The following is a 26,697-nucleotide window of genomic DNA, read 5'->3' on the forward strand; positions in this document are numbered from 1 at the left end:
TCATGCACGCGTGTGTCGTCCACGGAGCCGGTGATCTCCGGGTCGAGGAGCGGCCGTACGACGGCCCCGGCGCCGGTGAGATCGCCGTCACCGTCGCCCTCGGCGGGATCTGCGGCAGCGACCTGCACTACTACCACCGGGGCCGGGTGGGGGACTTCGCCCTGCGCGAGCCCATGGTGCTGGGCCACGAGGTGGTCGGCCACGTCGCCGCCCTCGGCCCCGGCGCCGACGGCCCGGCGCCCGGCACGGCCGTCGCGGTCCACCCCGCCACGCCCTGCGGCAGCTGTTCCGAGTGCACCGGCGGGCGCCGCAACATCTGCGCCCGAACCCGCTATCTGGGCAGCGCCGCCCACACCCCGCACGTCCAGGGCGGGTTCGCCCGGACCATCACCGTGCCCGCCGAGCAGATCCGGGCGCTGCCCCCGGGCCTCGCACTGCGGCGCGCGGTCCTCGCCGAGCCGCTGTCGGTGGCGCTGCACGCCGTCGGCCGGGCGGGCGAGGTGCGCGGCAGGCGGGTCCTCGTGACCGGCGCCGGGCCGATCGGCTGCCTGGTCGTCGCCGCGCTGCGGCGACGGGGTGCCGCCGAGGTCGTCGTCAGCGACCTCTTCGACGAGCCGCTGCGGATCGCGACCGCCGTCGGCGCCACGGCGACCGCGCGGGCGGACCGCCCCGAAGACCCCGCCTGGACGCGCGAGTTCGACCTCGCGATCGAGGCGTCGGGCGCCCCGGCGGGCCTGCGCACCTGTGTGGAACGGGTCCGCCGCGGCGGCACCGTCGTCCTCCTCGGCCTGCTCCCGCCGGGCGAGATCGGGCTGTTGGGCAATGCCGTGGTCACCCGTGAGCTCGAACTGCGCGGCGCCTTCCGCTTCGACACCGAGTTCGACGAGGCGCTCGCGCTGCTCGCGGAGGGCCTGCCCGTGGACCCGGTCGTGACGCACACCTTCCCGCTGGAGCAGTCCGTCGCCGCGTTCACCGCGGCCCAGGACCGCACGGTGGCCTCCAAGGTGCTGCTGGACCTGTCGGGCGCCTGACCGTCCGAACATCTGCTCACCGCCAGGCAGTTGTGGCGGGTACGTTCGATCACATGCGCATACGGACGATGGTCATCGGCGGCGGAATCGGCGGTACGGCAACGGCGTTGGCCCTGCACAAGGCGGGCGCCGACGTCGTGGTGTGCGAGGCGCATCCCGACTCGGCCGAGGATCTGGGCGCGTTCCTCACGCTGGCGAGCAACGGCATGCGGGCCCTCGCCCAGATCGACGCCGGTGCCGCCGTCCGCGCGGTCGGGTTCCCGCTGCGGGAGATGCGGGTGCTCGGCGCGAGGGGCGAGGAGCTGGGGCGGGGGCCGTTGGGCGAGGCCGACGATCCGCGGCTGCGGTTCCGGTGCCTGCGCCGCGGCGACCTCAACGCGGCGCTCCAGGCGGAGGCGGTGCGCCGGGGCATCGACATCCGGCACGGGGTGCGGCTCACCGCCGTCGAGGAGGGCCCGGGCGGCGTCACCGCCCGCTTCTCGGACGGCGGCGGCATCACGGCCGACCTGCTCGTCGGCGCCGACGGCCTGAACTCCACCGTCCGGCGCACGATCGCCCCGCAGGTCCGTCCGCGCTACGCCGGGCAGCGTGTCTTCTACGGCTACACCCGCACCGCCCGCCCGTCCGGCGCCGCCGAGCAGATCACCATGGTGCGCGGCAGCAGGACCGCGTTCGGGTACGCGGTGTCACCCGACGGGGAGACGTACTGGTTCGCGCGGGTGGCGGACGTACCGCCGAAGTCGCCCGGCGGCTGGCGGGAGCCGCTGGTGGAGCTGCTGAGCGAGGACGCCGGGCCCGCCGCGGACATCGTCGCCGCCACCCGCGACGACGTCCTGGTCACCGACGCCGCCGAGATACCCGTCGGCACCCCGTGGCGCTCCGCGCGGACCGTGCTCGTCGGCGACGCGGCCCACGCGGCGTCCCCCGCGACCGGCCAGGGCGCCTCGATGGCGCTGGAGGACGCGGTCGTCCTCGCCAAGTCGCTGCGGGACGCGCCGGACACCGGCGCGGCGCTCGCCCGCTACGAGGCGCTGCGCCGCCCGCGCGTGGAGCACAACGTCACCGTCAGCGGGGCCATCTCCCGCGGCGACCGCCCCACCGGCGCGCCCCGCCCCGGTGAGGACGACCTCGTCCAAGTGCTGGACTGGGAGAGCAGGTTGGCCGCCTGAGCGGGCCGGTCAGATCCAGCCGTCCAGTGACTTCATGAACCCCGCGAAGTCGTCGCGGTGGATGGTGTGCCCCGCCCCGGTGACCGAGCGCACCTCGAACCCGCTCGCCCGCAGCCGCTCCACCTCGGCGGCGTACTCCAGGAGGCTGGACTCGGCGAGCTGCACCAGGGAGGGAACGGACGGGCGGTCGGGGACGAAGGCGAGCGGCCGGCCGTCGAGGAAGTACGAGGTGTCCGCGTCCCAGTCGGCCAGTGTGGCCACCTCGACGTCGACGTCCTGGTCCTCCCAGAGCGGGTTGGACTGCGCTATGTGCTCGCGGGTGATGTTCTTGGCGGACGCGAACGCCTCGGGGTCCAGGGGCGATTCGTCGTCGCCGGACGACCAGGCCGGCTCCGAGTAGACCGCCCGCAGCGGGCGCAGCCGTTCCACGGCCAGGGACAGGGCGAGTCCGCCGAGGGAGTGCCCGACGGCCACGTCGGCGCCGGCCGGCAGGGTGTCGACGAGGTCGTCGGCGAAGTGCCGCGGGGTGTACTCGCCGCGCGGGGACCGGCCGTGGCCGCGCAGGTCGACCGCGATCACCCGGTAGCCGCGCTCCGCGAGGGCCGGTCCGACGCGGCGCCAGGTGCGGGAGTCGGACATGATGCCGTGGACGAGCAGGGCCGTCCGGTCACCGGTACCCCATTCACGGGTGTGGAGTTGCACGGAATTCCTTTCGCTCCGGTGGGTGTGCTGCAGTCAGTGTGCGGGGTGCCTCCCGGACGGGGACATGGCGGGCGCCGCAGTGGGTGACGGGCTTCCGGGCCGGCGGTCCGCGGCACGTTCAGCGGCGGGCGCGGCGCAGCTCCGGGCGGGGCGGGCGGATGAACTGGAGGGTGAGGGTGGCCGGGGGTTCGGCCAGGCCGGGGCCGCCGGCCGCCACCCACTCCAGCACGTCGTCCGTGCAGGCGTCGTCGCCGGACCAGCCCACCCAGGTCGCCCGGCCGCCGCGCCGCCGGCCCTCGCCGGAGGGCTGCACGACCAGCACGTTCGCCTGGTCGCAGGGGCCGAGACAGTCGGTCGTACGGACCGCGAGACGCCCCGCGGACTCCGCGGCGGCGGCCCGCAGCCGGTCCAGCTGCCACTGGTGGTCGACGCCGGGGTGCTTGCGCGCGTCGCCGCAGCAGCAGCCCCGGCACAGCACGAGGGTGCACGGCCGGGCTCCGGCGGCCCCGAACACGACCCGGCTTCTCGGCACGCTCACGCCGTTCCCTCCCCGCGACACCATCGACTTCCAAGATCGTACGTACTTGTACGGCACACCCGGAGCTCGGTCGGCCAAACCGTTGACGGGAACATGCCCCATCCCTATCTTCTGACCGGCATCACGAACTGTGTTCGACATTACGGACAGGGGTGGTCTCGTATGCCTCGGACATGCCTCGGGAAGCACCGCCCCGTGATGCCCGCACTCCGACCTCCGCGCCCCGATCCCCTCTGGAGAACTCCCTTGAGACGCACCGCCGTTCGGCTGCTGCTGGCTCTGCTGGTGGCACTCACCGCAAGCCTGGGCACCGCCCCCGCCCAGGCCGCCGTGCCCGACTCCCCCGCGGTCACGTACACCAACCCGATCGCCGAGAAGCGGGCCGACCCGCACATCTTCAAACACACCGACGGCTACTACTACTTCACCGCCACCGTCCCCGAGTACGACCGCATCGTGCTGCGCCGGGCGACCACCGTCCAGGGGCTGTCCACGGCCTCCGAGGTCACCATCTGGACCAAGCACAGCAGCGGCGTGATGGGCGCGCACATCTGGGCGCCGGAGATCCACTACATCGACGGCAAGTGGTACGTCTACTTCGCCGCGGGCTCGACCAGTGACGTGTGGGCGATCCGCATGTACGTCCTCGAAGGCACCGGCGCCAACCCGCTGACGGCGGCCTGGACCGAGAAGGGCCAGATCACCACCACGTGGGAGAGCTTCTCGCTGGACGCGACGACGTTCACGGTGAACGGGGTGCGGTATCTGGCGTGGGCGCAGCGCAACCCTGCGGAGAACAACAACACCAGCCTCTTCATCGCGAGGATGGCCAACCCCTGGACGATTCAGGGGACTCCGGCCGAGCTGTCGCAGCCGACACTGTCCTGGGAGACGGTCGGCTACAAGGTCAACGAGGGCCCGGCCGTGATCCAGCACGGCGGCAAGGTCTTCATGACCTACTCGGCCTCGGCGACCGACGCCAACTACTGCCTGGGGATGCTGACCGCGTCGGCGACGGCCGACCTCACCAACCCGGCCTCCTGGACGAAGAGTTCGACGCCGGTGTTCCAGAGCAACGCCTCGACCTCGCAGTACGGTCCGGGCCACAACTCCTTCACCACGTCCGAGGACGGCAAGTCGGACATCCTCGTCTACCACGACCGCAGCTACAAGGACATCAGCGGCGACCCGCTGAACGACCCCAACCGCCGCACCCGCGTGCAGAAGGTGTACTGGAAGGCGGACGGCACCCCGGACTTCGGCATCCCGGTCGCCGACGGCGTCACCCCGCAGCGCCTCTCCTCCTACAACTACGCGGACCGTTTCATCCGGCACTGGGAGTACCGGGCGAAGATCGAGGCGAACGTCTCGCCGCTCGCCGACTCGCAGTTCCGGGTGGTCACCGGCCTCGCGGGCACCGGCACGGTCTCCCTGGAGTCGGCCAACTTCCCCGGCTACTACCTGCGGCACAAGAACTTCGAGGTGTGGGTGGAGAAGAACGACGGCACGACGGCCTTCGCCGCCGACGCGAGCTTCTACCGGCGGTCCGGGCTGGCCGACTCGGCGGGCGTCTCGTACGAGTCCTACAACTACGCGGGGCGCTACATACGGCACTACGACTACCTGCTGTACGTACAGACGCCCGGCACGGCGACGGACCGGGGGGACGCCACGTTCTACGCCCAGTGAGCAGCCCGGAGGCAGCAGGACAGGCGTGAGGGCATGGCCAGTGGACTATAAACCGCGAGTATAATCGCTGTGTATAGTCCCGGCATGCCATCTCTGACCAACCAGATGCACAAAACGGGGGCCGGGTTCCGAGCGGCGCTGATGTCGGCGGCGGCAGCGTGTCTCGCGCTGTCGCTGACCGGCTGCGCGAAGGTCGACACGACCGCGCCCAGCGCCGCCCGGGCCCAGGCCGCGTCGGCCACCGCCCAGGCCCGCTTCGGGACCGTCGACTGCCGCCACGCCAAGTGCATCGCCCTCACCTTCGACGCCGGGCCCAGCGAGCACTCCGCGCGGCTCCTCGACATCCTCAAGGAGAAGCAGGTCCCGGCGACCTTCTTCCTCCTCGGCAAGCGGCACATCGAGAAGTACCCGGAGCTCGTCAAGCGCATGGCGGACGAGGGCCACGAAGTGGCCAGCCACACCTGGGACCACAAGATCCTGACCCAGCTGAAGCCGGACGAGATACGCGAGGAGCTGGAGCGCCCGAACAGGGAGATAGAGCGCCTCACCGGCAAGCGCCCGACGCTCATGCGTCCGCCGCAGGGCCGCACGGACACCGACGTCCACGACATCTGCGAGGAGCTGGGGATGTCGGAGGTGCTGTGGACGGTGACCGCCAAGGACTACAAGACGAACGACTCGGCCCTCATCCAGAAGCGCGTCCTCGCGCAGGCGTCCCGCGACGGGATCATCCTGCTGCACGACCTCTACGACGGGACGGTGCCGGCCGTGCCCGGAATCATCGACGCGCTCAAGGCCCGCGGGTACGTGTTCGTGACGGTGCCGCAGTTGCTGGCTCCGGGGAAGGCGGAGCCGGGGAAGGTGTACCGCTGAGGCGTGCGGCGGCCGACCGGCCGATCGGCCGCCGTTCGGGTGCGGGGCGCTGGTGCGAGAGGGGTCAGAAGACCACGGTCCATCCCTCCCGCGCGGCCTGCTCCCCGGTGTACGAAACCCCGTGCGCCTTCAGCCCCTTGGCGTCGAAGAGGGTGATCTCGCCGCCGTGGTTGCCGAGTTGGGCGCCACCGGCGAGCGGGACGAGCCGACAGGCCCCGGCGGCGAGCGTTCCGGCGGGCACCGGGGACTTCTGCCCGAGGCGGTCCCCGATGCGCCACCCGGTGAGGTCGACGGGGTCCGGTGAGGCGTTGAGCAGCGTGACGGTCTCGGCCTCGGGGGCCGGTCCGGGCGGGTTGACGAGCGCGGCGACGATCCGCACCGGGAGGGCGCCCGGCTCGGGGCGGCTCCCGTCGACGTCCTCCAGGGCGTGCCCGGTGACGTCGTCGGTGTGCCAGGACTGGCTCTGGAAGGCGAGGAAGATCCCGACCCAGCGGTCCTGGCCCGGGAAGCGGATGAGGATGCCCCCGTCCTGCCACACTCCGTCGTCACCGCGAAAGCGGCGGCCGTTGCCCTGGTTCATGTGGATGTCGTGGATGCCGTTGCCGGGGAGGAAGCCGAACACCTTGTCCCTGACGCCTGGTTCGGGCCCGAAGCGCTCGCCGAAGAGGTACAGCCGGGCGTCGGGATCGGCGACGGCCCGGCGTACGTAGTGGTCGAGGATGTCGGCGAGGTCGTTGCCGTCGCCCGGGAGGTCCGGGGGCAGGGTGCGCAGCTTCGCCGGGTCGAAGAGGTTGCCCCGCACGAAGTCGAGGTTGGGCCCGCCGGGGCCGGGCGGCAGGGTGTTCCACCCGCCGGCCAGTCCCGCCAGCCGGGCGGTGACCGGGTGCCGGAAGTCCTCATCGACGAGGTAGAGCAGCTCGGAAGGGCGCTCCTGGGACAGCACGTTGACAGCGGCGCGGTAGTGGACGCCCTGGTCGTCGGTCAGATGGATCTGGTAGTGCGGGGTGTCGACGGCGCCCTCGCGCCGGGTGTCGACCGCCCGGGTGATCAGTACGCCGTAGGCCTTCAGTGGCATGACGATCAACTCCCCCCGTTGATGGGCGGAATGCCCATCCGTGGGGGAAATCGTAGGGCGCGCGTGCGGTACCGGGTGGCGCGATCCGACCGGCGTACGCCGGTCGGCCGACGGGCGGGTGGACCAACTCTGTGAGCCGACCGTGAATACGCCGCTGAACAGCCTGGATTACCTAAGATCGTCGCGTGGTCACCTTCCTCCTCGAACGCACGGCCCCGCTCCCCCTGGCCGAGACCTGGCGCCGCCTCACGGACTGGCCCCGCCACGGGGACGTGGTGCCGCTGACCCGGGTCACCGTCGAGACGCCGGGCCCGACGGCCGTGGGCACCGTGTTCGTGGCGCGTACGGGCGTCGGGCCGCTGGCCTTCGACGACCGTATGGAGGTCACGGTGTGGCGTCCGCCGGTGGACGGGGCGCCCGGATTCTGCCGACTGGAGAAGCGCGGGCGGGTCGTCACCGGGTGGGCGGAGATCGAGGTGACGCCGGGGCCGGGCGGGCGCAGCCGGGTGGTGTGGCAGGAGCAGCTGGGGATCCGGCTTCTGCCGGGGGTGGTGGATCCGGTGGTGCGGGGAGCTTCTCGGTATGTGTTCGGGCGGGCGGTGAACGGACTGCTCAGGAAGGCGTGAGGGGGCCTCCCCGCGTCACCGGTGGTCGGAGACGCGCCCCGGCACGAGGCGGCGCAGGGCCTCCTGGGTTTCCGGATCGGTGGAGAAGAGGACCACGCCGGTCGCGGCTCGGGTGAGCAGGACACGGTAGGCGTTCCTGATCGACGGGTCGGCGCTCTCGTCGGTCAGCCCGATCGCCCGGAGCCTGGGTTCGGCGTTCGCCCGCGGCACGGTGATCCACCGCCCGTCGCGGTGCAGCAGGTCCGGGCCCAGGATCACTCCGCACCAGTCGTACTCGTAGCCCTGTACGGTCTGCGGGCTGCCGATCCGGTCGAGCCTCGCGGTCGGGTGCGCCGGCGCCTGCCAGGGGCGGTGCCACTCCCCCACGCGTACGCCCGAGTCCTCGCCGCCTCCCGGTTGCCAGCACACCCCGGCCGTCATCCGTACCGTGGAGCCCTCCTCTCCGCGGGCCTTCAGAAACGCCTCCATCTCGGCGGGGCCGTCGGCCGTGAGGACGGTGTGACGGTCGTCGGGGATCCAGGGCGCGGCGTCCTCGCCGGGGGCGAGCAAGGTCGAGACCCAGCGCGGGTAGGCGGTGCTTCCGCCGAACCGCAGTGGTTCGTCCAGAGTCACCGTTTCGAAGGGCAGGCCACGCTCCTCCACGGCCGCGAGGATCACGTCGGCGCTCGGCGTCCCCTCGGGGCGCAGGGTCGCGCGCTCGTCCACGAGGAAGACGCACACATCGGCGGCGTCGAGCAGTTCGTCGACCTGCCGGTCCGCGGACCATGGGGCGCCCCAGACGTTCTTCGTGGTCTGCCCGACCTGTCCGCCGTCGAAGACCAGCAGGTCGAACCGATGGCTCGGGGGCGGGCCGATCGTCGCGCCGCCCAGGCCGTTGTCCGCGGGCGCGCCCCTGTGGCCGGTCACCCGCAGGGCGATGCCGTTCAGCGCGTCCCGCACGCTCTCCCGGAAGGGGGACCAGGCGGAGACGTAGACCGCGGATCCGCCCATCTGCCACACCTCCAGGAAGAGCCTCAGCGCCGCGCTCGTCTTTCCCGTGCCCGCGGCGCCGTCCACCACGACGACCCGTTTCTCCCGCCTGCGCAGCGCGGCCATGGCCAGGCCCACCACGAGTGTCTGGCCGCCGCGGGGAGGGAAGGGCAGGGTCGGCCCGTAGCTGCTGCCGAGGGCCGTCAGCACGTTCGGCAGGGGCCGTTGGGTTGCCGCCAGGAGCAGGTCGGCCGCGTCCGTGCCGGGCCTGACGGCGACGCGGTCGCGCAGCCAGTTCACGAGCAGTGCCCGCTCGTCGGCGAGGAAGATCCGCTCGGAGGCCCCCCGGCTCCTGCCGGCTGCCCTCCACAGGAAGGCCGCCACGTCGACCGTCGTGGAGCGGCGCCGGAACGGCACGTTCATGGCGTGCAGGTGGTCCCGGCGGGCGCGCGCTCGCTCCAAGGGGTGGACCACAAAGCCTTCGTCCGCCGAGAACCGGACCAGACGGGGCTCGTCAGGGTCCTCGATGAGCTGCGGCCAGCCTCTCAACTCGACGCACACATAGGCCGGTTCGCCGTTGGCGGGGTCCCAGCCCGCCAGCGTCACGTCCGCGGGCCCGTCGGCCGGGCCGCCGAGTTCGCCCACCAGCACCGTCACCGCTTCGAGTCCGGCATCGCGGAGGACCGAGGCCAGCACGGCGAAGTCGTCGCGCAGCTCTTCCAGCCGGGTGGTGTCGGGCACGGCCCACTCACGTTTCCGGACCTCCGCCCGCCACACGTCCGACGCGACCTCGGCCACGGTCGCGCCCAGGGCTCGGGCGGAAGTGCGCAGCAGGAAGGAGCCGTTGCGCGGATGCCGCGCTCCAGGCTCTTCCGGGTCCGGCCCACCGGACTGTCCCGGCCCACCGGACTGTCCCGTGTCACCCGGCTGCCCCGTTCCACCGGGCGCGCCCGGCCCACCGGAGCCGCGGGTCGCCGCCCCTGCCGCCGGTCCCACCTCGTAGACGTCCCCCCGAGGTGTCCGCAGGCGTACCGGCCCGTCTCCCACCGGCACGGACCGGGTTTCGCCCGGCGGGATCGTCACCGTGCGGAACGCGGCCCCGTCACCCAGCACTTCCACGACCCGGGGATGCGTGTCCGGCACGAGGATCGCCGTGTCGTGGGCGGTGGCCGGCTCGGCTCCCAGAACGAGCGAGCCGGCGGGCCGGGACACCGTCAGCAAGGCGTCGCCCACCGCGTCCACGATGACGGCCACGTCGTCCGCGGTGACCCCGGGCGGGCCGGGACGGCGGTCCAGGGCGACGTCCGGTACGCGGTGCACAGCCGCCGTGACCAACTGCCAGGCGCCGGTGCTCGCGCGCACCGCCTCGGGGAGCCGGGGCCAGGCACCGGCCAGCCAGTCGGCGATGCCCTCACGGTCCTCCTCCACCAGCGCGCGGAGGGCGGGGAGCAGCAGGGCGTCGACGGTCGCCGCACCGTTCTCGGCGCTCAACGCCCCGGTCACATCCAGCCAGTTGAGTCGTTCCTCGACGCGCAGCGCGGGTGAGATGTGGGCGTGGACGCGTTCCACGACGGAGCCGAGCCGCCAGAGCGGGTCGTCCGGGGGGCTCGTCGCCAGCAGGCCGGCCAGTTCGGCCCGCAGCATCGGCAGCAGTCCGGTGCGCAGCGCCATCGCCTGCGGCGTTCGGGTCGCCGTCCAGGCGCTGAACCAGAGGTCCGCCTCGTCGCCCGCGTCCAGAAGGGGAAACACCCGCAGCCGGACGGCCCGGATCAACTCCGGTTCGATACGGGTGGCGACGCTGAGGGCGACGGCCAGGGCGCGGGCGCCGGGAGCGGGTGGGGGCAGGCCCCTGAGCGCCGTCGGGAGGGCGGCCCGGCCGGACGGCGGTGTGAGGCGGCGTGCGGCCGCCTCGGCTGCCGGTCCCGGGATGCGACGGAGCAGGTCCAGGAGGGCACCGGTCTCCTCCGGGGGGACCTGCGCCGGGTGCGGGAGCGCTTCGAGGACCGTCGTGCCGAGCAGGGCGAACGCGGTCGCCTCCGCGTCGGTCCGGGGTGGCAGGTGGCTCGCGATGCGCTCCCTGACGGCTCGGGCCAGCCGCGGTTCGAGCACCGGGGCCTCCGCGAGGCCGAGGGCGGCCAGGTGATGGAGGTGCAGGGCGGAGTCCCGTCGGCCCGCCGCGTCACCGCGGTCGAGGACGAGTTGCAGCAGCATCACGCGTTCGCCGGGCCTCGCCAGCCCTACGGCACAGAGGAAGATGTCCCGCCACTGGTCGTCGTGCGCACGCTCGGCCAGCAGCCCGAAGTCACCGCTCTCGACCAGGGAACGGGCCGTCAGGTAGTCGCGGAACGGGCGGTGGAGGAAGTCGATGTCTCCGTCGGGCAGCGACCGCAGCACACCCGAGCGGTTGAGGAGATGGGCCAGGGCCTCCTCCGCGGCGGGCACGTCGGCCATGCGTGCCCTGCTGTCGTCGATCACGAGGCAGGCCCGGCGGTACGACACGGCGTTCTGCCAGTTGCGCACCATCCAGTACGCGAGGTCGCCGAGCAGCGTCACCTGCACTGCCTCCGGGAGCGGGCCCCGGACGTCCGGGGCGATGCCCCGCTCGGCGTCCCGCCTGCCCAGCAGCATTCCGAGAAGGCCCGCGTACAGGTCGGCGCGTGTCATCGGCAGCTGTCCGCCGTGCTCGTCGTGCAGGGCGCACAGGACGGTGCACATCAAGGGCGTGGTGGCGATCTCCGCCAGGTCGGCACGCTCGCGCAGCAGCGTCAGAAGCCCCTCCGCCCGTGCGTCGGCCACCGTCCGTCCACGCCGCGCCCCGTACCAGCGCCGTACGGCACGGCGCACATCGGCCGCGGAGAAGGGGGCGAGCTGCACGTCGACGAAGTGGAGGCCGGAGAGCCAGCTCGTTCCCACGCCCCTGGTACGGCAGCTGACGACCCAGCGGTTCAGCGGGTAGGCCTCGCACATCTCTCCCACCCACTGGCGCACGTGGGCACGCTCGGCCTCCGGGACCTCGTCCACGCCGTCGACCAGGAGGACGCCGCGGCCCTCTGCCAGCACCCGCCGTGCCCAGGCCGGGGGCGGGGAGAACGGGCAGCCCGCCGCCGACAGGAGGTCGGAGGCCCCCGGCAGGAGGCCCTGCCGCACCATGGCGCGCACCGGCAGGAAGAACGGCACGAGGGCAGGCTGGTGGGGCGGTCTCGCTCCGCCGTCCCTCGCGGTCCGTAGCGCGATCCACTGCAGCACCGTCGTCTTGCCCGCGCCCGCCGTGCCGCGCAGCACGAGCCGGGAGTTCTCGGCGAGGACCTCGTCGAACGACTGCGGCCGCGCCTCGCGGTCCGAGGCGCGGCGGACCACGACCGGCGAGACGTAGGTCGCGTCGAGTCCGACCGCGGAGCCGGCACCGGCGGGTGCGCCGAAGAGGCGTGTGCTGCCGTACTCCGCGGTGACGTACTCCAGGTACCGGCGTTCGAACCCGGCGTCGAGGGCGTCGCCGCTCCGTACGAAGTCGAGCACGAGACGGCAGGCGTCCGTCAGCAGGCGCCGCGCCTCCTGTTTCTGCCGCGCGGACAGCCCTTGATGCTGCACTTCGGCCAACAACCGCTCGGCCAGGCCGACATGTGCCGCCGCCCAGTCCCGGATGTCGGCAGGTGCCCAGCGGGCCAGGGCGCGCACGGCCCCGTCCACCACGTCGAGCACGGCGGGCACCTGCTCGTCGGACAGGGCGACGGCGCCGGGGTGCCCCGCCGTTCGCCGCCTCACCAGACGCACGAACTCCTGTGCTACGGAAGCCAGTTCCTCGCTGCCGACAGGCATCGGCTCGTTTTCGAACAGCCGCCCCAGCAGCGGCAGCGCGGCCTCGAAGAGCCCGGGTTCGACGAAATCCCCCTCCACGGTGCCGAGTATCTCCGACTCCTTGGCCCACGACACGGGCGTCCGTCAGAATCGGCGTGTGAACACGCTCGGGGGACGCACGCCGATACGCCGCCACAGGGGCGACACGGGTGCCGGACGCCCATGACCAACGTGTTCGTCAGCCACAGCTTCGGGGGCGATCCACTGGCCGAGGAGATCACCCTGCGCGTCTTCGAGGGCCTCAGGACCGCGACCCGGAACTACGACGTGAAGCTGGACAAGGCCAGACTGCGGCCCGGTCGTGAGTGGTACCCGCAGTTGATGCAGTGGATCGCCGAGTGCGATGTCGCCGTCGTGTTCCTCAACGCAGCCGCTCTGGAGTCGACTTGGGTGCGCCGCGAGGTCAACGTCCTGATGTGGCGGCGGTCCCTGTGCCCCTCGTTGCGCGTCCTGCCGGTGCTGATCGGTGAGGTGACCGCGGAACAGGTGGAGAAGAGCGGCTTCGAAGAGCTTCTGCCCGTGCAGTACGAGCGGGTCCCCTACGACCCGGCCGACGGCTCGTACGCCGACCGCCTCGTCGAGGAGGTCCTCCGCCAGTTCGCCGAGTTGCCCGACGTACGGCACGAGACCGATCACATGCGGTGCTGGATCGAGGACGTGGCACGGCTGCTGAACACGGTCCACGACACCAAGGCGTTGATGGACACGGGCCGTGCGCTCGGCATCCGGGAGGAGGACCTGCCGCAGACCGCGGCGTTCGCCGGTGGCGGTGAGTTCCTCGCTCATCACATGCTCGCGGCGGCGACGCCCGAGGAGGTCAGGGACGCCGTCCACGAGGTCGCGCGGAGCATGGGCGGCAGCTCGCTGGCGGACCTCATCGCCCTGCTCACCCCGGTCTGGGTCGATGCGGTGGCGGCCCGCCGGGTGCTCCCGCCGGAGGGGCTCGTCGCGAAGCGCCTCGTGGCCCTGCACGCCCGGGAGACCAAGACCGCCGGACAGTACGTGGACCGTGCCATGTGCCGACGGATCAGGTTCTACCGGTACGAGATGGCGGGCGGGCTCCCGGCGGGAGAGGACCTGCTCGACGACGCCGTGGAGCAATGCGTGGAGGCGGTGCGCAGGCTGCTGTACCTCCCGCCCCGGAAGCAGGCCCGGGACTTCCGTCCGCGCAAGGACTATCTGCACTGCCTGATCCTCGACATCTACCGCATCAGGCCCCGGCTGGTCCACCGGATCGTGACCCGGGTGCACGAGCTGTTCCCGTGGCTGCTCATCGTGCTCGTCGCCGACGAGTCCGACCCGGCGCACCTGCGGCTGTCGCCCCCGCTGGCGGACCTCGTGATCCTGCCGGCCCTCACCGAGGAGGACGAGGACCTCGGCTACCAGTTCACCCATGAACTCAGGGACCTGCCCCGCCAACGCAACGGCCAGGAGGTAAGCGCATGACCGGTGAAGGTCTTCCCGAGCCGGCCCCGGCGCTGTCGCACTGGGACGCCCCGGACCGCCGCGACGGTCGCGGCTACCTCATGCATCCGCGGATCGAACTGGCCGTCGACGTCGCTCTCGCCACCGGCCGTCCCCTGCTGCTGCGCGGCGAGCCGGGTTCGGGCAAGTCGTCGCTCGCCGCTCACATCGCCCTCACCAAGGAGTGGCGGTACTACGAGCAGGTGGTGACCTCGCGCACCCAGGGCAGGGACCTGCTGTGGACGTACGACCATGTGCGCCGCCTCGGTGACGCGCAGGTGCGCCGGCCCGGTTCCGAACTCGACGACGACCTGTACGTGACTCCTGGGCCCTTGTGGTGGGCGTTCGACCCGGTATCGGCGGCGGGCAGGAGCGGGCAGCCGAGGGTCGACCCCTGGGCCGAGGTGAACGAGACCCGCAGACAGCACAGTGCCGTGGTGCTCATCGACGAGATCGACAAGGCCGACCCCGACATGCCCAACAGCCTGCTGGTACCGCTGGGTTCGAACCGGTTCACGGTGCAGGAGACGGGCGAGGAGGTCACCCGGCAGGTGTCGGCCGGCGGTGCGGAGCCCGGCCGGCATCTGGTGATCATCACGACCAACGAGGAACGGGAGCTGCCGCAGGCGTTCCTGCGCCGCTGTGTCGTGCTGAAGCTGGACGATCCGGGCCGGGACCGTCTGGTCGAGATCGCGGCGAAGCACTTCACGACCGCCGTCGGCACCTTCACCTCCGCCGACCGGGCGCTGGCCGAGGAACTGGCCGACGCCCTCCTCGAAACCCGGACGCACGCCAGGGAGAAGGGGCTGCGGCCGCCGAGCACCGCGGAGTTCCTCGACGCGCTGCGCGCCTGCAAGGAGCTGGCGATCGACACCGGGCATCCCGACTGGGCCGAGTTGAAGAAGCTCACCCTGCTCAAGCCGCAGCAGCCGGAGGCGTGATCGTGAAGTCGTCCGGCGTCTGGCTCGGCGATGTGGCCCGCGCCGTCGCCGCCCTGGGCAGGAGCGACCCGGAAACCGTGCGGACGGTCATGGAGTTGCTCGGGGTCGAGTCGAGCGCGGGCACCGCCGCCGTACGCCCTCCGGCGGCATCGGACGATGGCCTTCTCGCCCACATCGTCCCTCCCGCGACGGAGTTCCGCGAGAGGGACGACGACCTGGAGCCGCCCCCGCCGCGGCCCGTGCCCATGCCCATGGCCGCCCCTGCTCCGCTCCCCGGCGAGGGACCGACCCTGCTCACGCCCGTCGTCCGGGCGAGCCGGCCGCCCGTCGCCTGGACGGCCCCCGCTCTGGCCCCGGCGTCACGCACGACCCGTCCCCCGCTGCGCGAGCCCCTGCTCGCCCCCAGGTCGGCGTCCGCCATCGTCCAGGCCGCGGTCTCGCGCCGGGAACCCGACGGCGAGGTGGACATCCCCGGCGCGGTCGGCCGACTGGCGCAGGGGCTGCCGCTGGGCACGCTGCCGCGCCGCCCCTCACCGACCCTGCGGTTCGGCGTCCAGGTACTGGTGGACCGGGGCACGGGCATGCAGCCCTTCCACCGGGATCAGGACGAACTGGTCGCGCGCATCCGCAGGACGGTCGGTCAGGAAACGACCGAGGTGCTCTACTTCGAGGACGCCCCCCTCCACGGGACGGGCACGGCGGAGCAATGGCCGTGGCACCCCTACGCGCCGCCCGCTCCCGGTACCCGGGTGCTCCTCCTCACCGACCTGGGTCTCGGCGGGCCGCCGCGCGCCCGGCAGTCGGGACGAACCGACTGGGAACGCTTCTTCGACCGGCTCGCACACTCCGGTTGCACACCGGTCGTCTTCCTCCCCTACCCCCGCCACCGCTGGCCCGCCTGGGCCCGCGACCGCGTCCGCATGGTCCCCTGGGACCGCAGGACCACGGTCGGCTGGGTCCGTATGCACCAGGGCTGAGGCCCGGGGGCGGGCCCTCAGGCCACCGAGCCGATCCGCCCGGACGGCACGGAGCGCGACGCCACGTCATGGTGGATGGGCGTGTGCGCCCCGGTGAGTGACACCCCGCTCCCGCCCCGCCGGTTCGCCACGATCTCCGCCCCGATCGACAGCGCCGTCTCCTCCGGCGTACGCGCCCCGAGGTCCAGGCCGATCGGTGACCGCAGCCGCGCCAACTCCAGCTCGGTCACGCCGACTTCGCGCAGACGCTCGTTCCGGTCCAGGTGGGTGCGGCGCGACCCCATCGCGCCCACGTACGCCACCGGGAGCCGCAGCGCCAGCCGCAGCAGCGGTATGTCGAACTTCGCGTCGTGGGTCAGGACGCACAGGACCGTGCGGGCGTCCACCGACGTCCGCTCCAGGTACTTGTGCGGCCACTCCACGACGATCTCGTCCGCCTCCGGGAAGCGGGCCCTCGTCGCGAACACCGGCCGCGCGTCGCACACCGTGACGTGGTGGCCGAGGAACTTGCCGACCCGTACCAGCGCCGACGCGAAGTCGATCGCGCCGAAGACGATCATCCGGGGAGCCGGGACCGATGATTCCACCAGGACCGTGAGCGGTGCTCCGCAACGTGAGCCCTGCTCTCCGATCTCCAGGGTGCCCGTGCGGCCGGCGTCCAGGAACGCGCCCGCCTCCGCCGCGACCGTGCGGTCCAGCTCGGGGTGGGCGCCGTAGCCGCCGTCGCAGGAGCCGTCGGGGCGGACCAGCAACGCGCGGCCCATCAGGTCCGTCGGGCCCGACACCACGCGGGCCAGCGCCGCCGCCCCGCCGGTTGCCGCGATGGCGAGGGCCGCGACGGCCACCTCCCGTACGGGGTCGCCCACGCGTACCGGCGTCACCAGGATGTCGATGATGCCGCCGCAGGTCAGGCCGACCGCGAAGGCGTCGTCGTCGCTGTAGCCGAAGCGTTCCAGGACCGTCTCGCCGTCCTGCAGCGCCTGTTGGCACAGCTCGTACACCGCGCCCTCCACACAACCGCCGGAGACCGAGCCGATCGCCGTGCCGTCGGCGTCGACCGCAAGGGCGGCGCCGGGCCGGCGAGGGGCGCTGCCGCCGACGGCCACCACGGTGGCCACGGCGAAGTCGCGTCCCTGCTCGACCCACCGGTGCAGTTCTTCGGCGATGTCCAGCATCTCTCGGTCTCCTGACGGAAGTCGTGGGGAGGGGCTGCTAGTGCACGCCCATCCAGCTCTCGATGGGATTGAGGGCGAAATAGACGAAGAAGATCACTGTCAGGGCCCACATGAACGCCCCGATCTCCCGCGCCTTGCCCTGGGCGGTCTTGATCGCCACGTACGAGATGACGCCGGCCGCGACTCCCGCCGTGATCGAGTACGTGAACGGCATGATCACGACCGTGAGGAACACCGGGATCGCCGTCGCGCGGTCCGCCCAGTCCACGTGCCTCGCGTTCATCATCATCATCGCGCCGATCACGATCAGGGCAGCCGCTGCCACCTCGCCCGGGACGATCGCCGTCAGCGGGGTGAAGAACAGGCACGCCGCGAAGAACAGGCCGGTGACGACGGAGGACAGGCCCGTGCGGGCTCCCTCGCCCACGCCCGTCGCCGACTCCACGAACACCGTCTGGCCCGAGGCTCCCGCCACGCCGCCGATCGCGCCGCCCGCGCCGTCGATGAAGAGGGCCTTCGACAGGCCCGGCATCCGGCCCTGCTCGTCGGCCAGCTCGGCCTCCGTGCCGACGCCGATGATCGTCGCCATCGCGTCGAAGAAGCCTGCCAGGACGAGCGTGAAGACGATCATTCCCACCGTCATCGCGCCCACCTCGCCCCAGCCGCCGAACTCCACGTCGCCGAAGATCGAGAAGTCCGGCATCGAGACGGCGCTGCCGTGGAGTTCGGGGGCGCCGCTCGCCCACTGCTTCGGGTCGATGACGTCGAGGGCGTTCAGGACGACGGCCAGTACGGTGCCGCCGACGATGCCGATCAGGATCGCGCCGGGGACGCCGCGGGCCTGGAGCATGAAGATGGCCAGGAGGGTCGCGGCGAAGAGCAGGACCGGCCAGCCGGCCAGTTCGCCCGCCGGGCCCAGGGTCACCGGGGTCGCCTTGCCCTGGTGGACGAAACCGGCCTTGTAGAACCCGATCAGGGCGACGAAGAGGCCGATGCCCATGGTGATCGCGTGCTTCAGGGCCAGCGGGATCGCGTTCATGATCATCTCACGCAGGCCGGTGACGACCAGCAGCATGATGACCACGCCGTACATCACACACATGCCCATGGCCTGCGGCCAGGTCATCTGCGGGGCGACCTGCGAGGACAGCACGCCGGAGACGGAGAGGCCGGCGGCGAGGGCGAGGGGGACCTTGCCCACGAAACCCATCAGCAGCGTGGTGAAGGCCGCCGCGAACGCGGTCGCGGTGATGAGGGCCTTCTGGCCGAGCGTGTCCCCCGCCGCGTCCTTGCCGGACAGGATCAGGGGGTTGAGCAGAAGGATGTACGCCATCGCCATGAAGGTGGTGACGCCGCCGCGCACCTCTCGCGCGACCGTCGATCCTCGCTTGGATATGTGAAAGTACCGGTCGAGCCAGGACCTGCCGGCGGGGACGCGGGTTCCGTCTCCCGCGTCGTCGGCGGTGGTCCTCGGCTCCAGTGACTGCTGGGTCATGTGGGCCTACTCCCAAGGTTCACAGGGGCACCCGTGTCAACCGCCTTGGCGGCAACGGGATTTGGGAAGGTGCTTCGGCCGCACGACCCGGGGGACGGCCCGAGACGAACGAACGGATCGGGTACTGAAGGTGCTGCACAACTGCTTCAAGTGCCGCGAGCGGTGCGGTACTCGATACTCCGGGCGGCGCGGCGAAGTGTGACGTTCCGTGCGCCGCCCGGAGGGTCTGTCACGCGGTTCCGGTGAGGTGTTCCGGCCGGACCGGCGTCCTGTTCAGCTCCAGACCCGTGGCGTTGCGGATCGCCGCGAGCACGGCCGGAGTCGAGGACAGGGTGGGCGCCTCACCGATGCCACGGAGCCCGTACGGGGCGTGGTCGTCGGCGAGTTCGAGCACGTCGACGGGGATGGTCGGCGTGTCGAGGATGGTGGGGATCAGGTAGTCCGTGAAGGAGGGGTTCCTGACCTTGGCCGTCTTGGGGTCGACGATGATCTCTTCCATCACCGCGACGCCGAGACCCTGGGTGGTGCCGCCCTGGATCTGGCCGACGACCGACAGCGGGTTGAGCGCCTTGCCGACGTCCTGGGCGCAGGCCAGCTCGATGACCTTCACCAGGCCGAGTTCGGTGTCCACCTCGACGACCGCTCGGTGCGCGGCGAAGGAGTACTGGACATGGCCGAAGCCCTGGCCGGTGCGGAGGTCGAAGGCCTCGGTCGGGCGGTGCCGCCACTCGGCCTCCACCTCGACGGTCTCGCCCTCCAGCACGTCGGCCAGGTCCGCGAGGACCTCGCCGCCGTCGGTGACGACCTTGCCGCCCTCCAGCAGCAACTCGGCGGTGGCCCAAGCCGGGTGGTACGAGCCGAACTTGCGGCGGCCGATCTCCAGGACCTTCTCCCGGACCAGCTCGCAGGAGTTCTTGACCGCGCCGCCGGTGACGTACGTCTGCCGGGAGGCCGAGGTCGAACCCGCCGAGCCCACCTGCGTGTCCGCCGGGTGGATGGTCACCTGCGTGACGCCCAGCTCGGTGCGGGCGATCTGCGCGTGGACGGTGACGCCGCCCTGGCCGACCTCCGCCATGGCGGTGTGCACGGTGGCCACCGGCTGGCCGCCGACGACCTCCATGCGGACCTTGGCGGTGGAGTAGTCGTCGAACCCCTCGGAGAAGCCGACGTTCTTGATGCCGACCGCGTAGCCGACGCCGCGGACGACGCCTTCGCCGTGCGTGGTGTTGGACAGACCGCCGGGCAGCTGGCGTACGTCCGCGCCCTCGCTGGACTCCCACTGGCGCTCCGGCGGCATGGGCATCGCCTTGACGCGGCGCAGGAGTTCGGCGACCGGGGCCGGCGAGTCGACCGGCTGGCCGGTCGGCATGATCGTGCCCTGCTCCATCGCGTTGAGCTGGCGGAAGGCGACCCGGTCCATGCCCACCTCGTCGGCGAGCTTGTCCATCTGGGCCTCGTAGGCGAAGCACGCCTGGACCGCGCCGAAGCCGCGCATCGCGCCGCAGGGCGGGTTGTTGGTGTAGAGGGCGATGGCCTCGATGTCGACGTCGTCGACCACGTACGGGCCGATCGAGAGGGAGGAGGCGTTGCCGACGACCGCGGGGGACGCGGAGGCGTACGCGCCGCCGTCCAGGACGATCCGGCACTTGACGTGCGTCAACTTGCCCTCGGCAGTGGCCCCGTGCTCGTAGTAGAGCTTCGCCGGGTGGCGGTGGACGTGGCCGAAGAAGGACTCGAAGCGGTTGTAGACGATCTTGACCGGCTTGCCGGTGCGCAGCGCCAGCAGGCAGGCGTGGATCTGCATCGAGATGTCCTCGCGACCGCCGAAGGCACCGCCGACGCCGGACAGCGTCATACGGACCTTGCTCTCGGGCAGGCCGAGGACCGGGGCGATCTGCTTGAGGTCGCTGTGCAGCCACTGGGTGGCGATGTAGAGGTGGACGCCGCCGTCCTCGTCCGGCACCGCGAGGCCCGACTCGGGGCCGAGGAAGGCCTGGTCCTGCATGCCGAAGGTGTACTCGCCCTTGACGACGAAGTCGGCCTTCTTGGCGGCCTCTTCGGCGTTGCCGCGGGTGATCGGCTGGCGGTGCACGATGTTGGGGTGCGGGACGTGGCCGATGTGGTGGTCGTCGCGGTTCTCGTGGACGAGGATCGCATCGGGGGCGGTCGCGCTCGCCTCGTCGGTGATGACGGGCAGTTCGCGGTAGTCGACCTTGATCTTGGCGGCGGCGCGGCGGGCGGTCTCCGGGTGGTCGGCGGCGACGATGGCGACCGGTTCACCGTGGTGGCGGACCTTGCCGTGGGCCAGGACCGGGGTGTCCTGGATCTCCAGGCCGTAGTTCTTCACGTCCGTGGGCAGGTCGTCGTACGTCATGACGGCATAGACGCCCGGCATGGCGAGGGCTTCGCTGGTGTCGATGGACACGATCTCGGCGTGTGCGACCGTGGAGCGCAGGATCTGGCCCCAGAGCATGTCCTCGTGCCACATGTCGGACGAGTACGCGAACTCGCCGGTGACCTTCAGGGTGCCGTCGGGGCGGAGCGTGGACTCGCCGATGCCGCCCTTGGTCTGGGAACCCTGGGTGATTTTGGTGGGAGCGCCGGTGGTGGGCATGCTCAGACCCCCTCGGACTGCCGGGCGGCCGCGAGGCGGACCGCGTCCATGATCTTCTCGTAGCCGGTGCAGCGGCACAGGTTGCCCGACAGCGCCTCGCGGATGTCCGCGTCGGTCGGGTTGGGGTTGCGCTCCAGCATCTCGTCGGCGGCGACCAGCAGACCGGGGGTGCAGAAGCCGCACTGAACGGCGCCGGCGTCGATGAACGCCTGCTGGATCGGGGAGAGTTCGGTGCCCTCGCCGGTCTGCGAGTCCTGGCCCTTGGCCGCCCACTGCTGAGCGTCCTGGAGCGAGGTACCGCAGGCTCCGGAGGCGCAACCGCCGTGCTCCGCACGCTGCTTGGCGAAGTCCGCGAGGCCCTCGACGGTCACGACGTCCCGGCCTTCCACCTGGCCCGCCGCGACCAGACACGAGCACACCGGCACGCCGTCCAGGCGGACCGTGCAGGAGCCGCACTCGCCCTGCTCGCAGGCGTTCTTGGAGCCGGGCAGGCCCAGGCGCTCACGCAGCACGTACAGAAGGCTCTCGCCCTCCCAGACGTCGTCGGCCTCCTGCGGGCGGCCGTTGACCGTGAAATTGACGCGCATTACGCGACTCCCTCCGTGCGGGCGGCGGTGCCGCGGTACGACTCCCAGGTCCAGGTCAGCGTGCGGCGGGCCATGATGCCGACCGCGTGGCGGCGGTAGCTCGCCGTGCCCCGGACGTCGTCGATCGGGTTGCAGGCGGCGGAGCACAGGTCCGCGAACTGCTTGGCGACCGACGGGGTGATGATCTTCCCGTTGTCCCAGAAGCCGCCCTCTTCGAGCGCCGCGTTCAGGAACTCCTCCGCGGCCTTCGCCCGCACCGGGGTGGGGGCGGCCGAGCCGATGCCGGTGCGGACCGTGCGGGTCTCCGGGTGCAGGGCCAGGCCGAAGGCGCAGACCGCGATGACCATCGCGTTGCGCGTACCGACCTTGGAGTACTGCTGCGGGCCGTCGGCCTTCTTGATGTGGACGGCGCGGATCAGCTCGTCGGGCGCGAGCGCGTTGCGCTTCACGCCGGTGTAGAACTCGTCGATGGGGATCAGGCGCGAGCCGCGCACCGACTCGGCCTCGACCTCGGCGCCGGCCGCGAGCAGCGCGGGGTGGGCGTCGCCGGCCGGGGAGGCGGTGCCGAGGTTGCCGCCGACGCCGCCGCGGTTGCGGATCTGCGGGGAGGCGACCGTGTGCGAGGCCAGAGCGAGGCCCGGCAGCTCGGCACGGAGGTTCTCCATGATCCGGGTGTACGGGACGGAGGCGCCGAGCCGCACCGAGTCCTGGCCGGCCTCCCACTCCGTGAGGTCGATGATGCGGTTGAGGTCGAGCAGGTACTCGGGCCGCCGGTGGTCGAAGTTGATCTCGACCATCACATCGGTGCCGCCCGCAATGGGCACAGCGGTGGGGTGCTCAGCCTTGGCGGCGAGCGCCTCCTCCCAGCTGGCGGGGCGAAGGAAGTCCATGACCGGCTCTCTTCTTCGTCTCGTGGGTGGTACGGATTGAGCCAGATACGGTGCGGCGGGCCCGGCTCGTTCATGTGTTGTTCACGCGGAGTGGGGCCAGTACACAGCGACGTGCTCCGACGGGGTCAGTCACGGAAACTCTGAAGGAGTTGGCTGGTCGGCGCGGGCATCTTGTAGATTCGTATGAACGGAGGTTCTCAGTAACCTCCATGTTTTCCTGTGGAAACGCGCGACACACCGGGCGTGACCTGGGACACAGCCGGCAGGCGGTGAGCGGAGCGCACCAGGCCCACCGGACGGGCGCCTCCCGCACAGGGGCCTCACAGTTCATCGTAGATTTCGAGACAAAGATCGGCGGCGACGAGAATGCGGCTGCGCGCACTGCTGGACACCGACGCGCTGGGCCTGCGGCTGCTCGGCGGCGAGGACGAGCTGGACCGCACCGTGCGCGGTGTGATGACCACGGACCTGCGGGACCCGAGCCGCTATCTGTCGGGCGGGGAACTGGTGCTCACCGGGCTGGCGTGGCGCCGGGACGCCGCGGACTCCGACGCTTTCGTGCGCATTCTGGTGCAGGCCGGGGTGGCGGCGCTGGCGGCGGGTGAGGCGGAGCTCGGCGATGTCCCGGACGACCTGGTGCTGGCCTGCGCGCGCAACCGGCTGCCGCTGTTCGCGGTGCACGAGTCGGTGGCGTTCGCGACGATCACCGAGCATGTCGTGCGTCAGGTCAGCGGCGAACGGGCCGGGGACCTGGCGGCCGTGGTGGACCGGCACCGCCGCATGATGACCTCGGGCCCGGCGGGCGGCGGACCGGACGTGGTCCTGGATCTGCTCGGCTCCGACCTGGACCTGCGCGCCTGGGTGCTGTCGCCGACCGGACGGCTGATCGCGGGCTCGAAGACCTCGGGACCGGCGCTGCCCGCCGACGTGTGCGCGAAGCTCGCGGCGGAGCACCTGGCGGCGGCCCGCACGGGCCGGCGCGGGCCGCACCGGCTGACGCTCGGCTCGGCGACGTACTCCCTGTTCCCGGTGCGCAGCAGCGGGCGCTCCCCGCAGGCCTCGCGGGACGTGCGGGAGACGGTGCTGTCGGACTGGCTGCTGGCGGTGGAGGCGGACGCCGGGGACTGGCCGGAGGAGCGCCTGGACCTGCTCCAGGGCGTCACCCAGCTGATCGCGGTCGAGCGGGACCGCAGAGACGCGGCCCGCACGGTGCGGCGGCGGCTGGCCCAGGAGGTCCTGGAGCTGGTGCAGACGGGCGCCGCACCCGCCGAGATCGCCGCGCGCCTCAGGGTCGCCGCGCCCGTGCTGCTGCCCGGCCTCGGGGCGGCGCCGCACTGGCAGGTCGTCGTGGCCCGCGTCGAGTGGGACGGCGGGGACGTCGAGGGCGGCCCGGTCGCCCAGTCGCTGCTGGAGGAGATCCTCGTCGACCCGCTGTCCACCGGCCCCGAGCCGTCCGACCGGATCGCCGTGGCCCACACCGGCGACGAGGCGATCGCACTCGTACCGCTGCCCGCGGTGTCGACCGAGCACGACGGTTCCGAGGCCGGCGTCCTCGCCGACGTCCTGCTGGAGTCCGTACGGGACCCCCTCGCCGCCGGTCTCGACGACGACGGGCGGGTCACGCTGGGCGTCAGCGCGGCCGTGCACTCGGCGGAGGGGCTGCGCGGCGCGCTGGAGGAGGCGCGGCACGCCCGCCGGGTGGCCGCGGCGCGGCCGGGCCGGGTGTGCGCGGCGGGCCACCAGGAGCTGGCCTCGCACGTCCTGCTGCTGCCGTTCGTCCCGGACGACGTGCGCCGGGCGTTCACGGCCCGCCTGCTGGACCCGCTGCGCGACTACGACCGCCGGCACCGCGCGGAGCTGATCCCGACGCTGGAGGCGTTCCTCGACTGCGACGGCTCGTGGACCCGCTGCGCGACCCGGCTCCACCTGCACGTCAACACGCTGCGCTACCGGGTGGGGCGAATCGAGCAGTTGACGAGTCGTGACCTCTCCCGGCTGGAGGACAAGCTGGATTTCTTCCTGGCGCTGCGGATGAGCTGAGACGCCGGGCGTCCGAAGATCCCACGACTTTGTGAAATCCTTCACCCACCCTCTTGGCCGGGCCCCGGAATTCGTGCTGAGATGCGGCCACCACTCAACAGCTCAATGGTGTGCCGGGGAGGGCGAGGTGGCGTATACCGCCATGTCTGGTAACGGAACGACCCCTGACGATCCACTCCAGACCGCGGTATGGCGGCTGCGCTCACGCGCCTGCTGGGCCGACGCCGCGGCCCTGCTCCGACCGGACGGCGCGGACGCGGCGTTGCAGCGGGCCGCGCTGCTGGTCGAGCGGTGTCTCTACACCGAGCAGGGCTGGGAGGAGGCCGAGGACGCGCTGCGCACGGCCGAGGCGCTGGCCCACACCGACGACGAGCGGGGGGCCGCCGCTTGTGAAAGAGGGCAACTTGCGTACGCGGCCACGCTGCACCAGGTGCGGGACCGCGCCGACGAGGCGCGGGCCGCGCTCGGGAGGGCGGCGGCGCTGATCCATCCGGGGGCGCCGGGGCGGGCGTTGCTGGACTTCCGGCGCGGACTGCTCGCGGAGAACCTGACACGGTCGCCGCAGGCCGCGCGGGCGGCGTACCGGCGGGCGCACGCGGGTGCGGTGGCCCACGCCGATCCCCTGCTGCTGTCCTTCACCTGGCGCCACCTCGCCGGACTGGCCCTGCGGGAAGGGGAGTTGGCGGAGGCACGGCACGGGTTCAGCGAGTCGCTGCGCATCCGGGAGGAGTTGGGCTATCTCGTCGGAACGGCTCCGGCGCTGGCCTCGCTGGCCGACGCGGAGGCGGAGCCGGAGGCGTCGCGGCTGCGGGAGGAGGCGCGGCGGCTGTTCCGGCTGCTGGGGGGCGTACCGACGTGGCTGTCACGGCAGTTGACGCCGTCGCCGCCGGCGGCCACGGCTTAGGGCCTGTCGTGAAGGTCGCGTCGTCCGCCCGAAGGGCGGGGCAGGCGGGACTTTCACCGCCGGCCCCAGGACCACGCGGCCGGTCGCTCGTGCGCCTCAGCTCGTGCCGGTGAAGTGCTCTCCCACCAGTGTCCGCACCACGTCCAGGTCCCCGGTGATCAACGCGTCCAGCAGCGCGGTGTGTTCGGCCGCGTCCGCGACCAGATCCGCCCGGCCGCGCGCGGCCGGGCCGCCGGTCAGGGGCCACTGGGCCCGGCGGTGGAGGTCGTCGGCGACCTGGACCAGCTGTTCATTGCCGGCGAGGGTGAGGACGGCGCGGTGGAAGGTGCGGTCCGACTCGGCGTACGTCGCGCGGCAGCCGGTGGACGCCGCCCGCACCGTCGCCTCGGCGACCGGCCGCAGCTCCGCCCATCGCTCGGCCGGCACCGTGCGCGCCAGCCGCAGCATCACCGGCACCTCGATCAGGGCCCGGACCTCGGCGAGCTCCGCGAGCTCCCGCGCACCCCGCTCCACGACCCGGAAGCCCCGGTTGGGGACGACCTCGACGGCGCCCTCCAGCGCCAGCTGCTGCATCGCCTCGCGGACGGGCGTCGCGGAGACTCCGAAGCGCTCCCCGAGGACGGGCGCCGAATAGACCTCGCCGGGCGTCAGCTCGCCGGTGACCAGCGCGGTGCGCAGCGCGTCGAGGATCTGACCGCGCACAGAGGCCCGCTGGACGACGGGCCGGGCGCGGTGCCCGGCGGGAGGCGCGGGCAACGGCTGCTCGGCGGGCGGGCGTCCGCCCCGCGCCTTGGGCACGGCGTCGGCGGCGCGGGTGCGCTCGACCTGGGGCTCGGGCAGCCCCAGCGGGGCGGGCGCGTGCTCACCCCTGGCGGCTCCGGTACCCGGGGCCGTGTTCCGTCCCCGGTCCGCGTCCGCCGCCCGCACCTGCGGCGGCACCCGCACCGGCCCGGTGGTCCCCGTCCCGGCGGTGCCCTGTGTGCCTTGTTTCACAAGGAGCCTCCTCCGGACGTGTCAGTACTTGGGGTCATTACGGCGGGTTGTTACTCGCCCGTCAAGCACCTTAGGCGCAGAAGCCGATGG

At 72.3% G+C, this 26,697-nt stretch carries 20 protein-coding genes; 10 read left to right on the forward strand and 10 right to left on the reverse strand.

All coding sequences use genetic code 11. From position 1 onward, the window contains the following. Positions 1-2 precede the first annotated feature (2 nt). Complete coding sequence (locus DI272_RS10615; protein ID WP_109495111.1) at positions 3-1,031, forward strand: L-idonate 5-dehydrogenase; 1,029 nt, start codon at positions 3-5, stop codon at positions 1,029-1,031. Positions 1,032-1,084: 53 nt separating this feature from the next. Further along, positions 1,085-2,200 carry an FAD-dependent monooxygenase gene (locus tag DI272_RS10620; protein ID WP_109500778.1) on the forward strand — a complete coding sequence of 372 codons (1,116 nt, stop codon included), beginning with the start codon at positions 1,085-1,087 and terminating at the stop codon, positions 2,198-2,200. Between the two features lie 9 nt (positions 2,201-2,209). Here DI272_RS10620 and DI272_RS10625 read toward each other — a convergent pair whose 3' ends face one another. Together DI272_RS10625 and DI272_RS10630 are read right to left on the reverse strand one after the other, a co-directional pair. After that, on the reverse strand, positions 2,210-2,902 hold the full coding sequence (locus DI272_RS10625; protein ID WP_109495112.1) for an alpha/beta fold hydrolase: 693 nt from the start codon (positions 2,900-2,902) through the stop codon (positions 2,210-2,212). Between the two features lie 118 nt (positions 2,903-3,020). Beyond that, positions 3,021-3,440: a hypothetical protein gene (locus DI272_RS10630; RefSeq protein WP_109495113.1), complete on the reverse strand. Its 420-nt coding sequence runs from the start codon at positions 3,438-3,440 to the stop codon at positions 3,021-3,023. Positions 3,441-3,686: 246 nt separating this feature from the next. On the opposite strand from DI272_RS10630, the gene DI272_RS10635 reads away from it, so the two are divergent. After that, positions 3,687-5,129, forward strand: coding sequence for a family 43 glycosylhydrolase (locus DI272_RS10635; protein ID WP_258314516.1), 1,443 nt, complete (start codon positions 3,687-3,689; stop codon positions 5,127-5,129). A gap of 84 nt (positions 5,130-5,213) precedes the next feature. Then, positions 5,214-6,002, forward strand: a complete 789-nt coding sequence (locus DI272_RS10640; RefSeq protein WP_258314517.1) for a polysaccharide deacetylase family protein — start codon at positions 5,214-5,216, stop codon at positions 6,000-6,002. A 64-nt stretch (positions 6,003-6,066) separates the two neighbouring features. Here DI272_RS10640 and DI272_RS10645 read toward each other — a convergent pair whose 3' ends face one another. Further along, the gene (locus DI272_RS10645) at positions 6,067-7,077 is read right to left on the reverse strand and encodes a DUF2278 family protein (RefSeq protein WP_109495116.1); all 1,011 of its coding nucleotides are present in this window, start codon (positions 7,075-7,077) and stop codon (positions 6,067-6,069) included. 185 nt (positions 7,078-7,262) lie between these two features. Here DI272_RS10645 and DI272_RS10650 point away from each other — a divergent pair, with 185 nt between their 5' ends. After that, positions 7,263-7,703 (forward strand): Immediate-early protein 2, encoded by a 441-nt coding sequence (locus DI272_RS10650; RefSeq protein WP_109495117.1) that lies wholly within the window; start codon positions 7,263-7,265, stop codon positions 7,701-7,703. Positions 7,704-7,718: 15 nt separating this feature from the next. On the opposite strand, the gene DI272_RS10655 is transcribed toward DI272_RS10650, so the two are convergent. Next, the gene (locus DI272_RS10655) at positions 7,719-12,602 is read right to left on the reverse strand and encodes a DNA/RNA helicase domain-containing protein (protein ID WP_109495118.1); all 4,884 of its coding nucleotides are present in this window, start codon (positions 12,600-12,602) and stop codon (positions 7,719-7,721) included. Positions 12,603-12,689: 87 nt separating this feature from the next. On the opposite strand from DI272_RS10655, the gene DI272_RS10660 reads away from it, so the two are divergent. From DI272_RS10660 to DI272_RS10670, 3 genes are read left to right on the forward strand one after another with little or no spacing between them, the layout of a single operon-like run. After that, positions 12,690-13,973 (forward strand): toll/interleukin-1 receptor domain-containing protein, encoded by a 1,284-nt coding sequence (locus DI272_RS10660; protein ID WP_181387149.1) that lies wholly within the window; start codon positions 12,690-12,692, stop codon positions 13,971-13,973. Then, positions 13,970-14,932, forward strand: a complete 963-nt coding sequence (locus DI272_RS10665) for a MoxR family ATPase (RefSeq protein ID WP_109495119.1) — start codon at positions 13,970-13,972, stop codon at positions 14,930-14,932. The genes DI272_RS10660 and DI272_RS10665 overlap by 4 nt, the downstream gene beginning before the upstream one ends. Next, positions 14,929-15,909, forward strand: coding sequence for a hypothetical protein (locus tag DI272_RS10670; protein WP_109495120.1), 981 nt, complete (start codon positions 14,929-14,931; stop codon positions 15,907-15,909). Before DI272_RS10665 ends, DI272_RS10670 begins: the two co-directional genes overlap by 4 nt. A 17-nt stretch (positions 15,910-15,926) precedes the next feature. Here DI272_RS10670 and DI272_RS10675 read toward each other — a convergent pair whose 3' ends face one another. From DI272_RS10675 to DI272_RS10695, 5 genes are all read right to left on the reverse strand, one after another. Beyond that, positions 15,927-17,084, reverse strand: a complete 1,158-nt coding sequence (locus DI272_RS10675) for an XdhC family protein (RefSeq protein ID WP_109495121.1) — start codon at positions 17,082-17,084, stop codon at positions 15,927-15,929. A gap of 37 nt (positions 17,085-17,121) precedes the next feature. Then, positions 17,122-18,579, reverse strand: a complete 1,458-nt coding sequence (locus tag DI272_RS10680) for an NCS2 family permease (RefSeq protein ID WP_109495122.1) — start codon at positions 18,577-18,579, stop codon at positions 17,122-17,124. Between the two features lie 229 nt (positions 18,580-18,808). Next, positions 18,809-21,193, reverse strand: a complete 2,385-nt coding sequence (locus tag DI272_RS10685; protein ID WP_109495123.1) for a xanthine dehydrogenase family protein molybdopterin-binding subunit — start codon at positions 21,191-21,193, stop codon at positions 18,809-18,811. Between the two features lie 2 nt (positions 21,194-21,195). Continuing rightward, positions 21,196-21,780 carry a (2Fe-2S)-binding protein gene (locus DI272_RS10690; RefSeq protein WP_109495124.1) on the reverse strand — a complete coding sequence of 195 codons (585 nt, stop codon included), beginning with the start codon at positions 21,778-21,780 and terminating at the stop codon, positions 21,196-21,198. After that, positions 21,780-22,670 (reverse strand): xanthine dehydrogenase family protein subunit M, encoded by an 891-nt coding sequence (locus tag DI272_RS10695; RefSeq protein ID WP_109495125.1) that lies wholly within the window; start codon positions 22,668-22,670, stop codon positions 21,780-21,782. Before DI272_RS10695 ends, DI272_RS10690 begins: the two co-directional genes overlap by 1 nt. A gap of 366 nt (positions 22,671-23,036) precedes the next feature. Between DI272_RS10695 and DI272_RS10700 the strand changes: the two genes are divergently transcribed. Both DI272_RS10700 and DI272_RS10705 read left to right on the forward strand, forming a co-directional pair. After that, the gene (locus DI272_RS10700; protein WP_109495126.1) at positions 23,037-24,710 is read left to right on the forward strand and encodes a PucR family transcriptional regulator ligand-binding domain-containing protein; all 1,674 of its coding nucleotides are present in this window, start codon (positions 23,037-23,039) and stop codon (positions 24,708-24,710) included. A gap of 127 nt (positions 24,711-24,837) precedes the next feature. After that, positions 24,838-25,614: a hypothetical protein gene (locus tag DI272_RS10705; RefSeq protein ID WP_109495127.1), complete on the forward strand. Its 777-nt coding sequence runs from the start codon at positions 24,838-24,840 to the stop codon at positions 25,612-25,614. Positions 25,615-25,710: 96 nt separating this feature from the next. Here the strand turns inward: DI272_RS10705 and DI272_RS10710 are convergent, their stop codons facing one another. Then, positions 25,711-26,607: a GntR family transcriptional regulator gene (locus tag DI272_RS10710; protein WP_109495128.1), complete on the reverse strand. Its 897-nt coding sequence runs from the start codon at positions 26,605-26,607 to the stop codon at positions 25,711-25,713. Positions 26,608-26,697 lie beyond the last annotated feature (90 nt).

This window comes from Streptomyces sp. Act143 (assembly GCF_003143935.1).
Lineage (GTDB): Bacteria > Actinomycetota > Actinomycetes > Streptomycetales > Streptomycetaceae > Streptomyces.